This is a genomic window from Pseudoclavibacter sp. JAI123, assembly GCF_013409665.1.
Classification (GTDB): Bacteria; Actinomycetota; Actinomycetes; order Actinomycetales; family Microbacteriaceae; genus Pseudoclavibacter.
In genome coordinates this window covers 2,087,369-2,102,039 of sequence record NZ_JACCCM010000001.1, presented here as the reverse complement: position 1 = coordinate 2,102,039, position 14,671 = coordinate 2,087,369, and the positions used below count along the sequence as shown (strand labels likewise).

The following is a 14,671-nucleotide window of genomic DNA, read 5'->3' as shown; positions in this document are numbered from 1 at the left end:
GTGGAACGTGGAGCTGGGACGAGGGTCAGAAGATCCCCGGCGGGTCAAATCGTACGCGCAGGGTCGACGCGTGGCCGCCTCCTCTGCCGGCGACCCGCGGGCGCCTACTGGTGGCCGAACGCACGAGCTCGCTCTTGAGCGCCTTCGCGAGTGGCGTGCCGAGCGCGTAGCCGAACTTGATGACGGCCCTGCTCCCGACCTCCTGTGGCGTCGGTCCGAGGACCTGCAGCGCGCCGCCCGGCTGGAGCTCTGGCACCGCGTCGATGGTCGAGAGGGCCCGGCGCACTTCCTCGTCAGTTCCCGTCAGTGCGACGACGCGCACGGCTGGTGGGAAGTGCAGCTCACGGCGTTCGGACAGTTCACGAGTCGCGTACTCGGGCTGCTGCCAGGTGCGGAGGGCGTGCGCGGCCGGTGTCTCGCCTCCGACGATGACCACCTTGGCGTTCGGGTGCGCGAGCGCGGCGGCGTTCGACCACCCGCGGAGCGCGTCGACGCCCGCGTCGAGTCGCTCCTGCGCGAGGGAGCGCTCCGTGTCGAGCAGCACGATGCCGGCGTAGCCGGAAGTCGGCACGGGCTCAGCTCCTCGTGTCGCCACGACGAGGCAGGGGCGGTCGTCGATGGACACCGTCTCTGACGCTCCGTCGGCCACGACCACGCGCGTGCCGGGGAACGCACGACCGAGCTCCTCTGCGGTCCGCTCGGCTCCGAGCGAGGTGTTGCGAAGGCGCTTGTCTCCGCACTCGGGGCACTGCCACTCGGGGTGGAGGGCGTCGCACACCCGGCATGACGGCGGCGCGGACGGCCGCGCGAACTCGAGTGCCCCGCCGCAGACGGTGCAACGAGCTGGCGTGCGGCACCTGGCGCAGCTGAGACTCGGGATGTAACCGGCCCTGACGACCTGCAGCAGCACGGGCCCGTGCTCGAGTGCACGTCGTGCCTCCTGCCACGCGAGGGCTGGGATGCGAGCGTGCGCGGCTGGCGTCTCCTCGGCGAGCGCCTGGCTCCCCGAGATGACCTTGGGGGCCTCGGGCCGGGCCAGCGGCACGGGCGTGAGCCAGTGCATGCCGACAAGACGCGCGACCTCGAGGCTCGGCGTGTGAGCGGCGAACACGAGCGTGAGCGACTCCCGCTCTGCTCGCAGCAGGGCGATGTCGCGCGTGCTCGCGTAGGGGGCGAGCTGCTCGGTGAAGCTCTCGTCTCCGTCGTCCCACACGAGCACTGCGCCGAGGTGCGACGGGGGGGCGTAGATGACGCTTCTCGTCCCGACGACGACGCCGGGGGTGTCGTCGAGGCAGGCGAGGAAGGATGCGTACCGCTCGGCGGGTTTGGCCCGCGTGTCGAGGCGGCGGATGCTGGACGTCTCGAGGAATCGTCCGAGGGCCTTCAGCGCGAGCTCGACGTCTCGGTAGTCCGGGACGGCGAGGATGACGGACTCCCCCGCACGAACCCTCGCCGCGGCCACAGCTGCGAGAGCGAGGAGCGAGCGAGGCACGCCAGCGTCGACGCCGACGGGCGCATCGATCGCGAGCCTCGCTGCCGAACCCCTCGCAAGGAGCGCAGCCGCGTCCGCGCCGTACATGGGCACAAGCGCGGCCTCGGTGTCCTCGAGCACGGCGGGGACTGCGGGGGTGGGCTGCGCCGCGACCGAAGTCGCGGCCTGGTCTGCCGAGGCCTGATCCTCGGTGCTGGCCGGCGCCGCCTGGTCGTCCGTGTCGTCTCGCGCCGCCTGTGCCTCCAGCCACCGCTGCTCGACGCGCACGGACCGGGCCGGGATCGCCAAACGCAGGACATCGGCCGCACATCCCGCCTGCCGGTCCGCAACCGCTCGTGCGAGCCCAGCGATCTCGGGGGTCAGGACGCGAGCGGTCGAGACGAGCTCGGTGATCGAGGCGAGCTTCCCCCCGTACTCGGCGGCCTGCTCGAGGGCGACCACGAACCCCTGCAACTGGCGGTTCGAGGTACGAAGCGGCACCGCCACGCGCATGCCCACGCCGATCCGCTCGCGCAGCTCGACGGGGATCTCGTATTCGAGTTCCCGATCGAGCTGCGGGAGCGGCGAGGCGACGACAACTCGCGCGACCCGAGGAAGGTCGTCGTTCATGGTGAGCTGGCTGATCAGAGGCCTGCCGCTTGGCGGAGCTCCTCGGCCCGGTCGGTGCGCTCCCACGTGAAGTCGGGCAGCTCGCGCCCGAAGTGTCCGTACGCCGAGGTCTGCGCGTAGATCGGGCGGCGGAGATCGAGGTCCTCGACAAGCGCACCGGGGCGGAGGTCGAAGGTGTCCAGGATCGCCGCGATGATCTTGTCGTCCGCGACGGCGCCCGTGCCGAACGTCTCGACGTACAGTCCCACAGGCTCAGCCTTGCCGATCGCGTAGGCGATCTGGACCTCGAGTCGATCCGCGAGCCCGGCCGCGACAGCGTTCTTCGCGACCCACCGCATGGCGTAGGCGGCAGAGCGGTCGACCTTCGACGGGTCCTTGCCGCTGAACGCCCCACCGCCGTGCCTGGCCATGCCGCCGTAGGTGTCGACGATGATCTTGCGCCCCGTGAGGCCTGCATCGGCTCGGGGGCCCCCGTCGATGAAGCTGCCAGACGGGTTCACGAGGAAGGTGGGCTCGGCTCCTGCGAAGCCGTTGCGCTCCAGGACGGGCCGCACCACGTGTGCGATGACGTCCTCGCGGATCTGCGCCTGCTCGAGGCCCGGGTCGTGCTGGGTCGAGAGGACGACGGTCTCGATGGAACGCGGCACGCTTCCCTCGTAGCCGACCGTGACCTGCGTCTTGCCGTCTGGCCGCAGGTAGGCGACTTCGCCGGACTTGCGCACCGCGGCGAGCTGCTGGGCGAGCTGGTGGGCGAGGTGGATCGGAAGCGGCATGAGCGCGTCCGTCTCTCGGGTCGCGTAGCCGAACATGATGCCCTGGTCGCCGGCGCCCTGCTTGGCGATCGCGTCCTCCGAGCTCTCAGAGCGGTGCTCCAGCGAGGTCGTGACTCCCTCGCCGATCTCGGGCGACTGCTCGCCGACGGAGATCGAGACACCGCACGACGAGCCGTCGAAGCCGACGTCGCTCGACGTGTAGCCGATGTCGCTGATCGTGCGCCTGACGATGCCCGCGATGTCGGAGTAGGCGTTGGTCGTGACCTCCCCGGCGACGTGCACCTGGCCGGTCGTGACGAGCGTCTCTACCGCGACCCGTGAGGCCGGGTCCTGCGCGAGGAGGTCGTCGAGGATGCGGTCGGAGATCTGGTCGCAGATCTTGTCGGGGTGACCCTCGGTGACCGACTCCGAGGTGAACAGGCGAAGCGTAGACAAGAAGAACCCCTTGCGGTGAAGTTGCGGCCGGACGGTTTGGACCGGCCGGTACGGCTAGACGTTGACGAGCAGGTCCAGGATGACATCGGCCACCGACACTTTGTCGCCAGTGTGACGCGAGACAACGTCGCCGGACGCTGAGAGGACGAAGATCGAGTTCTCGTCCGACTGGAATCCGAGGTTCCAGCCGACCCGGTTCACGACGAGATAGTCGCACCCCTTGCGAGCGATCTTCGCGCGACCGAGCTCGAGCAGTGCGGCGTCGTCCGTCTCGGTCTCCGCGGCGAAGCCGATGATGACCTGCTCGCTGCCCCGGGCGGATGCGAGATCCTGCAGGATGTCCGGATTGCGGGTGAACGTGAGCGTCAGCTCCTCGCCAGCCTGCTCTTTCTTGATCTTGCCCTCCGCCACGGTGACCGGACGGTAGTCGGCAACTGCGGCGGCCATGATGATGACGTCGTGTCGTGGGGCGATCTCGGCGCAGGCCTGCGCGAGCTGCTGGGCACTCGAGACCGTCACGAGCTTGACGCCCTCTGGCGGGCGGACCTCGGCGTTGGCCGCCACGAGGGTGACCTCCGCGCCACGGGCAAGCGCCCGCTCGGCGAGCGCGAAGCCCTGCCGTCCGCTCGATCGGTTGCCGATGAACCGGACCGGGTCGAGCGGCTCGCGCGTGCCGCCGGCGGTGATGAGGACCCGCCTGCCTCGCAGATCGCTGGCGAGTTCGGCGTCCCTGCGACGGCGTCGCTCGCCGCGGCCGGCGCTCAGGATCGTCGCGACGATCTCATTGGGCTCGGCGAGGCGTCCCGGGCCCGAGTCGTTGCCCGTCAGCTGACCCTCGGCAGGCCCGACGAGGACAACTCCGCGTGCGTCCAGCCGCGCGGCGTTGGCCTGCGTCGCCTGGTTGAGCCACATCTCGGTGTGCATGGCCGGAGCGAGGATGAGTGGAGCCGTCGACGCGAGGATGGTCGTGCCCAGCAGGTCGTCGGAGAGCCCAGCGGCGATCTTCGCCATGGAGTTCGCGGTGGCCGGGACCACTGCGATGACGTCGGCCTGCTGACCCAATGCGACGTGCCGCACCTCGGCCACGTCGTCGAAGACGTCCGTTCGCACGGGGTTGCGTGAGATGGCTTCGAACGTCGGACGGCCCACGAACCGCAGAGCGGACTCCGTGGGGACGACGTCGACGTGGTGACCGAGGAGGACGAGGTCGCGGATGACCTGGACGGCCTTGTAGGCGGCGATGCCGCCGGTCACACCGACGACGACGCGCATCGGCTGGCCGTCGGACGCGTCGGTCCCGTGGTCAGCCGGATGCGCGCCGGCGGTCTCGCTCACGGTCGTGCTATGCCTGAGGGGCGTCGTCTTCGAAGTTGATCTCGTCATCGAACACGATGACGTCGTCCGGGGTCTCGAGCGGGCGAGCCTCGACCATGACGATCTTCTGCTCGTTGATCTCGTGCAGCGCGATCGACAGGGGCTTGTCGTCGATCGAGGAGTCGATCAGCGGGCCGACATTCTGGTAGATCGCTCCGTCGTGCAGGTCGGAGTAGTAGTCGTTGATCTGACGCGCGCGACGCGATGCGAAGATGACCAGCTGGTACTTGTTGTCGACTCGCTGCAGCAGCTCGTCCATGGGCGGGTCGATGATGCCCTTTGGCTTCTCAATCATGCGTGCTCCTTGTTCAGTCCCAGATGTTCGACTACGCGTGCCGCAGCCTCAGGCACGGAGTCGTTGACGACCAGTGCATCGAACTCGTCCTGGGCGGCGAGTTCGACCTTCGCGGTTTCGAGGCGCCGAGCCTGTTCTTCGGCCGATTCCGTGCCGCGCCCGACGAGGCGCCGCACGAGCTCGTCCCAGCTCGGAGGCAACAAAAATACCAGTCTAGCCTCTGGCATGCGCGATCGGACCTGTCTTGCGCCCTGAATGTCGATTTCGAGGAGGACCGAGCGTCCCGAGGAGATGGCGTCGTCGATGGGTCCGCGCGGGGTTCCGTATCTGAAGGCGTTGTGCACGGTGGCGTACTCGAGGAGCTGCTCGTCGGCGACGAGCCGGTCGAAGCCCTCGTCGTCGGTGAAGTGGTAGTTCACGCCGTCGACTTCACCGGGACGCGGGGCACGCGTCGTGGCGGACACCGAGAGCTCGACTTCCGGATAGTGCTCTCGGATGTAGTTCGCGACGGTGCCCTTGCCGACCGCCGTGGGGCCGGCCAGCACGACGAGACGACTGTCGCCGGTCTGCGCGCCCAGCCGCTCCTCCAGGAACGAGCGGAGACGGATGCGCTGGTTGCGGCCGAGGCCACCGAGGCGCTTGGAGGGCGAGATCGCGAGCTCTTCGAGGATGCGCGCCTGCTTCGTGGCTCCGATGTGCGGGATGCTGAGCAGGAACTGCGTCACGCGGAGGGAGTGCTCGGCGGCGTGCTCTGCGGACTGGCTCGCGTCGAGCACGGAGATCGGCGAGCGGGTTCCGTTCGCAAGGGCGCGTTTGACCTCAGCGCGAGCCTGGCGTGCGAGGACCGCCGCGCGCGACGCGGCGACGCGATCGACCGGAGGTGGGACCTGGGTCATGAGAGGGCGTCCTCCAGCTCAGCGGCTTGCTGGTCGATGGCGTCGGCGATGCCATTTGGCCCCGCGGCCAGGACACTGCGTGAGACGTTGACGATGACGGACTCAGCTGCTGCGCCGAACGTCTCCTTGATGCGCGCGAACTCGGCACCCTGGTGGCCGAAGCCTGGGGCGAGGATCGGGGTCCAGGGTGAGGCGCCGAGCATCGCGAGGTCGACGCCGAGGAGGTCGAAGTCGACCGTGCCGCCGAGGACGACGCCGACTGAGCCGAGCGCGCCGGTCGTGTGCTCGGCATTCCAGGCGGCCGCGCGCTTCGCGACTCCCCCGGCGACGGTCTCGCCGAACTGGGAGCCGCGGTCCCGGCGGGCCGTCTGGATCGAGGTCGACTCCGGGTTCGAGGTGGCGGCGAGCACGAAGAGTCCCTTGCCGAGACGGTCGGCGAGCTCCAGCGCCGAGGCGAGGGAGTCGAAGCCCTGGTAGGGGTTCACGGTCATGGCGTCCGCTTCGAGCGGCGAGCCCTCGTCGAGCCACGCCTTGGCGTAGGCCTCGAGGGTCGTGCCGACGTCCCCGCGCTTGACGTCGGCGATGACGAGCAGGCCCGCCTCCCGCGCGGCGCCGAGCACTGACTCGAGCGCCGCGAATCCGCTGGAGCCGAATCGCTCGTAGAACGCGATCTGCGGCTTGATCACGCCGACGCGCTCCGCCGATGCCTCGACGACGCGGAGTCCGAACTCCCTGGCACCCGCCGCGGTGTTCGGCAGCCCCCACGCGTCGAGCAGGAACTCATGCGGATCGATGCCGATGCACAGCCTGCCCCGGTTCTCCACGGCGTGCTGGAGTCGGGCTCCGAACCCGCTCCCTCCAGCACGCGCCGCGAACGCCTCAGTCAACTAGCTGTCCCCCCTCTGGGTGTTGTACTCCTGCAGGCTCGTCACCGTGAATCCGCTTCGCAGCGCGGAGAGCGAACCGACAGCGGCGGACAGCTCCGAGATCGTGGTGAAGATGGGCAGGTCGGCGGAGACTGCCGCCGTGCGGATCTCGTAGCCGTCGGCCCGTGACGCGCGGCCCGATGGGGTGTTGATGACCATGTCGACCTCTCCCCCGTGGATCATGTCCACGATATTGCGGTCCTGGCCGGGAGTGGTGCCGTCGGGCGAATCCGGAGTGAACTTTCCGACGACCTTGGCGGTGATGCCGTGGCGCGCGAGGACGGCAGCTGTGCCCTCGGTGGCCGCGATCGAGAACCCGAGCTCGACGAACTTCGCGACAGGAAGCACGATCGCGCGCTTGTCGCGGTCGGAGACCGAGACGAACACGGTGCCGGACTTCGGCAGGCCGCCGTAGGCCGCGAGCTGGCTCTTGGCGAATGCGGTCGGGAAGTCGGTGTCGATGCCCATGACCTCGCCAGTGGAGCGCATCTCCGGCGAGAGCAGCGAGTCGACGATGCGTCCGTCCTTCGTGCGGAAGCGCTTGAAGGGAAGCACTGCCTCCTTCACGGCGACGGGGCTCGAGGCCGGCTGGTGCGTGCCGTCCTGGTCGCGGAGGAGTCCCTCGGCCTTCAGCTCGGCGATGGAGACCCCCGTCATGACACGGGCGGCGGCCTTCGCGAGCTGCGTACCGAGGGCCTTCGAGACGAAGGGCACGGTCCGGGAGGCGCGCGGGTTGGCTTCGAGCACGTACAGCTTGCCGCCCGACAGCGCGAACTGCACGTTGAGCAGGCCACGGACGCCGACGCCCTGGGCGATGGCGAGGGTCGCGTCGCGCACGTTGTCCAGGACAGCGCTCGAGAGAGTGACAGGAGGCAGGGTGCACGCCGAGTCGCCGGAGTGGATGCCGGCCTCCTCGATGTGCTCCATGATGCCGCCGATGTAGAGCTCGTCGCCGTCGAACAGGGCGTCGACGTCAATCTCCGTGGCCTCGTCGAGGAACCGATCGACCAGCAGCGGATGAGCGGGTCCGACGATCGCCTGACCCTCGATGCGCGAGAAGTAGTCCTGCATCTGCTCTGCGTCGTACACGATCTCCATCCCGCGTCCGCCGAGCACGAAGCTGGGGCGCACGAGCACCGGGTAGCCGATGCCCGTGGCGACATCGAGGGCCCCGTCGAGGTCGGTCGCGGTGCCGTTCTCCGGCGAGATCAGGCCGGCGCGGTCGAGGACGCCGGAGAAGAGTCCGCGCTCCTCGGCGAGGTCGATCGCTGCCGGGCTCGTGCCGAGGATCGGGACGCCAGCCGCCTCGAGCCCCTTCGCGAGTCCCAGCGCAGTCTGGCCGCCGAGCTGGACGACGACGCCGAGCAGCTCGCCGGCACCGCGCTCGACCTCGACGATCTCGAGGACGTCCTCGAGCGTGAGCGGCTCGAAGTAGAGGCGGTCGCTCGTGTCGTAGTCGGTGGAGACCGTCTCCGGGTTGCAGTTGATCATGATGGTCTCGAAGCCGGCGTCCGAGAGCGCGAACGACGCATGCACGCACGAGTAGTCGAACTCGATGCCCTGACCGATGCGGTTCGGGCCCGAGCCGAGGATGATCACCTTGCGGCGGTCGCTCGGCGTGACCTCGGACTCCTGGTCGTAGCTCGAGTAGTGGTACGGCGTGAAGGCCGGGAACTCACCGGCGCACGTGTCCACGGTCTTGAAGACCGGGCGGACTCCGAAGTTGTGGCGGATCGCGCGGACCTCGTCCTCGCGGCTCCCGCGGAGCTCCGCGATCTGGGCGTCGGAGAAGCCGTGGCGCTTCGCGTGCCGGAGCAGGCGGGCGTCGACGACGTCTGCGGAGCTGATCTCGGCCGCGACCTCGTTGATGAGCACGATCTGGTCGATGAACCAGGGGTCGATGGCCGTGGATTCGAAGATCTGCTCCGGCGTCGCACCCTTCCAGAGCGCGCGCTGCACGTTGACGATGCGGCCGTCGGTCGGGATCTTGATCGTCTCGAGGAGCTCCTCGACGGAGACCTCGTCTGCAGCCCACGTGAACGACGATCCCCGCTTCTCGAGCGAGCGCAGTGCCTTCTGCAGCGCGGTCGAGAAGTTGCGACCGATGGCCATGGCCTCGCCGACCGACTTCATGGTGGTCGTCAGCGTCGTGTCGGCGGCCGGGAACTTCTCGAAGTTGAAGCGGGGCACCTTGACGACGACGTAGTCGAGCGTCGGCTCGAAGCTCGCGGGCGTCACCTTCGTGATGTCGTTGGGGATCTCATCCAGGCGATAGCCGATGGCGAGCTTCGCCGCGATCTTCGCGATCGGGAAGCCCGTCGCCTTGGACGCCAGCGCCGACGAGCGAGACACGCGAGGGTTCATCTCGATGACGATGATGCGACCGTTCGAGGGGTCGATGGCGAACTGGATGTTGCATCCACCGGTGTCGACGCCCACGAGTCGGATGATCGCGATGCCGATGTCGCGGAGGCGCTGGTACTCGCGGTCGGTCAGCGTGAGCGCGGGCGCGACCGTGATGGAGTCGCCCGTGTGGACGCCGACGGGGTCGACGTTCTCGATCGAGCAGACGACCACCGTGTTGTCGGCGGTGTCGCGCATGAGCTCGAGCTCGTACTCCTTCCAGCCGAGGATCGACTCCTCGAGGAGCACCTCGCCCGTCGGGCTCGACTGGACGCCGTCGGCGACGAAGCGGATCAGGTCCTCTTCGTTGTAGGCGAAGCCGGAGCCGAGGCCGCCCATGGTGAACGAGGGACGGACGACAAGCGGGTAGCCGAGGTCCTCGGCGAAGCCGATCGCCTGCTCGACGCTCGTCGCGATGTGGGAGCGCGCGACTTCGGCGCCGGCCTCGATGACGAGGTCCTTGAAGATCTGGCGGTCCTCGCCGCGGCGGATCGCGTCCACCTTCGCGCCGATGAGCTCGACGCCGTGACGCTCGAGGATGCCCTCCTCATGGAGCGCGATGGCCGCGTTGAGCGCCGTCTGCCCGCCGAGGGTGGGGAGGATCGCGTCAGGGCGCTCCTTGATGATGATCGACTCGATGATGTCCGGGGTGATCGGCTCGACGTACGTGGCGTCGGCGAAGTCCGGGTCGGTCATGATCGTCGCGGGGTTCGAGTTCACGAGGATGACGCGGACGCCCTCCTCGCGGAGCACGCGGCAGGCCTGCGTGCCCGAGTAGTCGAACTCGGCCGCCTGGCCGATGACGATGGGTCCCGAGCCGATGACGAGGACGCTCGAGATGTCTGTGCGCTTTGGCATGCTTACGCGTTCTCCTGGCCGTTGGTGGGGGTGGATGAGGTGGCGAGGTGCTCGCGCACCATCTGCCTGAACTGGTCGAAGAGCGGGGCCGAGTCGTGGGGGCCCGCCGCCGCCTCTGGGTGGAACTGCACGCTGAACGCCGGGATGTCGAGGCAGCGGAGGCCTTCGACGACCTGGTCGTTGAGGCCGATGTGGCTGACCTGCGCGCGGCCGAAGCCGGCTGGCGTCTCGACGGGGCCGTCGAGTGGAGCCTGGACGGCGAAGCCGTGGTTCTGGGCGGTGATCTCGATGCGGCCGGAGAACGTGTCGACGACGGGCTGGTTGATGCCGCGGTGGCCGAAGGGCAGCTTGTACGTGTCGAAGCCGAGGGCACGGCCGAGCAGCTGGTTGCCGAAGCAGATGCCGAAGAACGGTGTGCCGTCGCGGAGGACGTTCTGCAGCAGCTCCACGTGCGCGTCGCTGGATGCAGGGTCGCCCGGCCCGTTGGAGTAGAAGACGGCGGTGGGGGCGAGCTCGCGGAGCTGGTCGATGGTCGTGGCGTGCGGCAGCACGTGCACGTCGAAGCCACGCTCGGCCAGCGCCTTGATCGTGGCCGTCTTGATGCCCAGGTCGATGATGGCGACGGAGCCGATCCGCTCGTCGGCCGTCGACGGGTGCACGATGGGCTCCGGCGTCGAGACGCGGTCGCTGAGGTTGCGGCCCGCCATGCTCGGCTGCGAACGCACCTTCTCGAGCAGCGTGGTCTCGTCGGCCGAGGCCGCCTCGCCGGAGAAGATCCCGCCGCGCATCGAGCCCTCGCTGCGGATGCGTCGCGTGAGCGCACGGGTGTCGACGCCGGCGATGCCGACGATGCTGGTCTCGGTCAGGGCGTTCTCGAGCGTGTCCTCGGAGCGCCAGTTCGAGACGACGCGGGAGGGGTCGCGGACGACGTACCCGTCGACCCAGATCTGGCGCGACTCCATGTCCTCCGCGTTGACCCCGGTGTTGCCGATGTGCGGGGCGGTCTGGACGACGATCTGGCCTGCGTAGCTCGGGTCCGTCAGCGTCTCCTGGTAGCCGGTCATGCCGGTCGAGAACACGACTTCGCCGAGCGTCTCGCCGACGGCGCCGTACGCGTCGCCCTCGTATCGCGTCCCGTCCTCCAGGACGAGCACGGCGGGAATTGGTGGCGTCATGAGGACTCCTCGGTCGTGGGGGCTGGTGTTCGCTGCAGCGAGTGCAGCGCGGTCTTGAGCTGTTCTCGCGCGGTGGCGTCGACAACTCTGAGGGAGGTCTCGACGCTCACGCGGTCGCTCGCTGCGTCGTCGCCGGGCAGGAGCCACCGGATGATCGTGAGCCCGCCGTTCTCGACGACTCGGTCGATCGTGACGGTGCCGTCGATGGTGGCCTCGATGTCTGCCGCGGGGATGAAGAAGGCTCGTTCGCCTGCGATGCGCACGACGGGTCCTTCCCGGAGCACGGTCACCTCAGCCCGCCCCCGGAATCCGAGCGGCGGGACGACGATGCGGTCGAGGGTGTCACCCGTGCGGCTCGTCGACACGTAGTGCACGTCGTGCCAGTGCCCGAGCGGCTGCTCCGTCGACTGCGGGGGGCTCAGGGGCGTGGCGATGCCGGCCTGCGCCCGTGTCCGGCGTCGCCAGCCGAGCCACATGAGCGCGACGATGACGAGGAACGCGACGATCGTGAGGGCGGCGGGGAGTACGCGGTCGTCCATCAGGCGAGTTCCTGCTCGCGCGCTCGGGCGGCGGCGGCCGCACCTTCGGCCGAGAGGAGGACGCCGTCGTCGAGCGTGCGGGTTCCGCGGTAGACGGTGTGCACGACCCGGCCGGGCAGCGGCATGCCGAGGAATGGCGAGTTGATGCTTTTGCCTCCGAGTGCGGCCGTCGTGAAGTCAGCCGTCGGAGCTGGGTCGTAGAAGACGAGGTTGGCGAGCTCACCGGCCGCGACGGGGCGTCCAGATGCGGAGTCGCCCCCGATGCGAGCAGGAGTCTCGGACATGATCCGCGCCACGTCCGCCCAGCTGAGCGCGCCCGTGTCGACCATGGTGTGCTGCACGACGCGCAGGGCGGACTCGAGCCCGACCATGCCCATCGCGGCCTGGTCCCACTCGGTCTCCTTGGCATCGACGGGATGCGGCGCGTGGTCGGTGGCGACGATGTCGATCGTGCCGTCGGCCAGCGCTTCTCGCACCGCGAGCACGTCATCCTGCGTCCGAAGCGGCGGGTTGACCTTGAACCGGGCGTCGTAGCCGCGCACGAGCTCCTCGGTGAGGAGGAGGTGGTGGGGCGTGACCTCAGCGGTCACGTCGATGCCGCGTGTCTTTGCCCAGCGCACGACATCCACACCTTCGCGGGTGGAGACGTGGCAGACGTGCAGGCGCGAGGAGACGTGATCGGCGAGCAGTGCGTCGCGCGCGATGATCGAGGATTCGGCCACCGCCGGCCACCCGCCGAGGCCGAGCTCGGCCGAGAGCGCTCCTTCGTTCATCTGGGCCCCTGCCGTGAGGCGAGGGTCCTGGGCGTGCTGGGCGACGACTCCGCCGAACGCCTTCACGTACTCGAGGGCGCGACGCATGATGAGCGGATCGAAGACGCACTTGCCGTCGTCGGAGAACACGCGGACGCCGGCGTTCGACTGCGCCATCGCGCCGATCTCGGAGAGCTGCTCGCCCTCGAGCCCGACCGTCACGGCCCCGATGGGCCGGACATCGGCGTATCCGGCGGCGCGACCGAGCGCGGCGACCGCCTCGACCACACCCGCCGTGTCCTGGACCGGAGAGGTGTTCGCCATGGCGAACACCGTCGTGTACCCGCCGAACGCCGCAGCGCGGGTGCCGGTGAGCACCGTCTCGCTCGACTCGAAGCCAGGTTCGCGCAGGTGCGTGTGGAGGTCGACGAGGCCGGGCAGGAGCACGAGGCCCTGGACGTCGATGACGCGTTCCACGCCGTCCACGGAGACGGATCCGACCGGGGCGACTTCGGCGATCGTGGTTCCGGCGACGAGCACGTCGACGGGGTCGGCGCCGAGCAGCTTGGCGCCTCGATACAGCGTGGTCATGGTGCCTTTCTCGTTTCCTGGGCCCTGGTTCACGAGCCGCTCCCCTCGCGCTCGCCGGAGCAGAGCACGTAGAGCGCGGCCATGCGGACGGCGACGCCGTTCGCGACCTGCTCGAGGACGGTCGACTGCGGTGAGTCGGCGGCGATCGAGGAGATCTCCAGACCGCGGTTCATGGGGCCGGGATGCATGACCATCGTAGCCTCGGGCAGGCTCCGGAACCGGGTCTCGCCGAGCCCCCAGTTCTTGGCGTACTCGCGCGTGTTCGGGAAGAAGGCGTCGTGCATCCGCTCCGCCTGGATGCGGAGCAGCATGACCGCGGTCGGGTGCGTGGCGAGCGCCGCGTCGAGGTCGCTCGTGATCGTCGCCGGCCAGGACTCCGTGCGCACGGGGACGAGGGTCGGCGGGCCGACGAGCGTGACCTCGGCCCCGAGCGTCGTGAGGAGCCACACGTTCGATCTGGCCACTCGCGAGTGCAGGATGTCACCGACGATGACGATGTGGCAGCCGTCGAGCCCCTTTCCCCGGGCCGCGGCGCGTCCGTGGACGCGACGTCGCAGCGTGAACGCGTCGAGGAGCGCCTGCGTGGGGTGCTCGTGCATGCCGTCGCCGGCGTTCAGGATGGGGGCGTCGATCCAGTCACGCTCGGCGAGGAGCTGCGGCGCGCCGCTCGAGGGGTGCCTGATGACGACGGCATCGGCGCCGATGGCCTTGAGCGTCTGCGCCGTGTCTTTGAGCGACTCTCCCTTGGAGACGCTCGATCCCTTGGCGCCGAAGTTGATGACGTCAGCGGAGAGCCGCTTCTCCGCGGCTTCGAACGAGATGCGGGTGCGCGTCGAGTCCTCATAGAACAGGTTCACGACGGTGATGCCTCGAAGAGCTGGCAGCTTCTTCACCTCGCGGTCGCCGACATCCGACATGTCCTCGGCGACGTCGAGCAGCATGATCGCGTCCTCGCGACTCATGCCCTTCGTGGAGAGCAGGTGCTTCATGCACGTCCCCCGTCGGTGATGACGACGCGGTCGCCGCCGTCGAGCTCCGTGAGCTCGACGCCGATGCGCTCGCTCCGGGCGGAGGGCAGGTTCTTCCCGACGTAGTCCGCGCGGATCGGGAGCTCGCGGTGCCCGCGGTCGACCAGGACGGCGAGCTGCACGGCACGAGGCCGGCCGGTATCGCTGAGCGCGTCGAGGGCGGCTCGCACCGTGCGACCGGAGAAGAGCACGTCATCGACGAGCACCACGGTCTTGCCGTCGATGCCGCCCACGGGGATGTGCGTGGGCTGCGAGACGCGTGCCGGTCCGCGGCGCAGATCGTCACGGTACATCGTCACGTCGAGTGCGCCAGCGATCTCCGCGGCGTCGACGTGTGTCCCGTTCGAGGCCTCGAAGCCGGCGATGAGGCTGGCGAGGCGCTTCGCGAGGGGAACTCCTCGGCTCGGGATGCCGAGCAGGAGCAGGTCCTTCGACCCACGGTTCTGCTCGAGGATCTGGTGCGCGATTCGCACGAGGGCTCGTTGAACGTCGTCGTGATTCAGCACGGTTCGCTGGGGCACGTCG

General features: G+C 69.2%; 12 protein-coding genes. All 12 read right to left on the bottom strand.

Annotated features, from left to right (window positions below; genetic code table 11):
- Positions 1 to 25: 25 nt before the first annotated feature.
- The 12 genes from HDC34_RS09880 to pyrR all read right to left on the bottom strand — a co-directional run bounded on the left by HDC34_RS09880 (position 26) and on the right by pyrR (position 14,667).
- Entirely contained in the window at positions 26 to 2,101 is a 2,076-nt protein-coding gene (locus HDC34_RS09880) for a primosomal protein N' (protein WP_179556732.1), read from the bottom strand.
- A 14-nt stretch (positions 2,102 to 2,115) separates the two neighbouring features.
- On the bottom strand, positions 2,116 to 3,309 hold the full coding sequence (gene metK / locus HDC34_RS09875; protein ID WP_179556731.1) for a methionine adenosyltransferase: 1,194 nt from the start codon (positions 3,307 to 3,309) through the stop codon (positions 2,116 to 2,118).
- Positions 3,310 to 3,363: 54 nt separating this feature from the next.
- Entirely contained in the window at positions 3,364 to 4,581 is a 1,218-nt protein-coding gene (gene coaBC / locus HDC34_RS09870) for a bifunctional phosphopantothenoylcysteine decarboxylase/phosphopantothenate--cysteine ligase CoaBC (RefSeq protein ID WP_179557148.1), read from the bottom strand.
- A 70-nt stretch (positions 4,582 to 4,651) separates the two neighbouring features.
- Positions 4,652 to 4,978 (bottom strand): DNA-directed RNA polymerase subunit omega, encoded by a 327-nt coding sequence (gene rpoZ, locus HDC34_RS09865; protein ID WP_068484449.1) that lies wholly within the window; start codon positions 4,976 to 4,978, stop codon positions 4,652 to 4,654.
- Complete coding sequence (gene gmk, locus HDC34_RS09860) at positions 4,975 to 5,874, bottom strand: guanylate kinase (RefSeq protein ID WP_179556730.1); 900 nt, start codon at positions 5,872 to 5,874, stop codon at positions 4,975 to 4,977. The genes rpoZ and gmk overlap by 4 nt, the downstream gene beginning before the upstream one ends.
- Positions 5,871 to 6,761, bottom strand: coding sequence for an orotidine-5'-phosphate decarboxylase (gene pyrF / locus HDC34_RS09855; RefSeq protein WP_179556729.1), 891 nt, complete (start codon positions 6,759 to 6,761; stop codon positions 5,871 to 5,873). The genes gmk and pyrF overlap by 4 nt, the downstream gene beginning before the upstream one ends.
- On the bottom strand, positions 6,762 to 10,061 hold the full coding sequence (gene carB / locus HDC34_RS09850; RefSeq protein WP_104311956.1) for a carbamoyl-phosphate synthase large subunit: 3,300 nt from the start codon (positions 10,059 to 10,061) through the stop codon (positions 6,762 to 6,764). It lies immediately after the preceding gene.
- Between the two features lie 2 nt (positions 10,062 to 10,063).
- Positions 10,064 to 11,236, bottom strand: coding sequence for a glutamine-hydrolyzing carbamoyl-phosphate synthase small subunit (carA, locus tag HDC34_RS09845; RefSeq protein ID WP_179556728.1), 1,173 nt, complete (start codon positions 11,234 to 11,236; stop codon positions 10,064 to 10,066).
- Entirely contained in the window at positions 11,233 to 11,775 is a 543-nt protein-coding gene (locus HDC34_RS09840; protein ID WP_179556727.1) for a hypothetical protein, read from the bottom strand. The genes carA and HDC34_RS09840 overlap by 4 nt, the downstream gene beginning before the upstream one ends.
- On the bottom strand, positions 11,775 to 13,118 hold the full coding sequence (locus HDC34_RS09835; protein WP_179556726.1) for a dihydroorotase: 1,344 nt from the start codon (positions 13,116 to 13,118) through the stop codon (positions 11,775 to 11,777). Before HDC34_RS09835 ends, HDC34_RS09840 begins: the two co-directional genes overlap by 1 nt.
- Before the next feature lie 29 nt (positions 13,119 to 13,147).
- The gene (locus HDC34_RS09830; RefSeq protein WP_104311960.1) at positions 13,148 to 14,107 is read right to left on the bottom strand and encodes an aspartate carbamoyltransferase catalytic subunit; all 960 of its coding nucleotides are present in this window, start codon (positions 14,105 to 14,107) and stop codon (positions 13,148 to 13,150) included.
- Positions 14,104 to 14,667: a bifunctional pyr operon transcriptional regulator/uracil phosphoribosyltransferase PyrR gene (gene pyrR, locus HDC34_RS09825; RefSeq protein WP_104253262.1), complete on the bottom strand. Its 564-nt coding sequence runs from the start codon at positions 14,665 to 14,667 to the stop codon at positions 14,104 to 14,106. Before pyrR ends, HDC34_RS09830 begins: the two co-directional genes overlap by 4 nt.
- Positions 14,668 to 14,671: the final 4 nt, after the last annotated feature.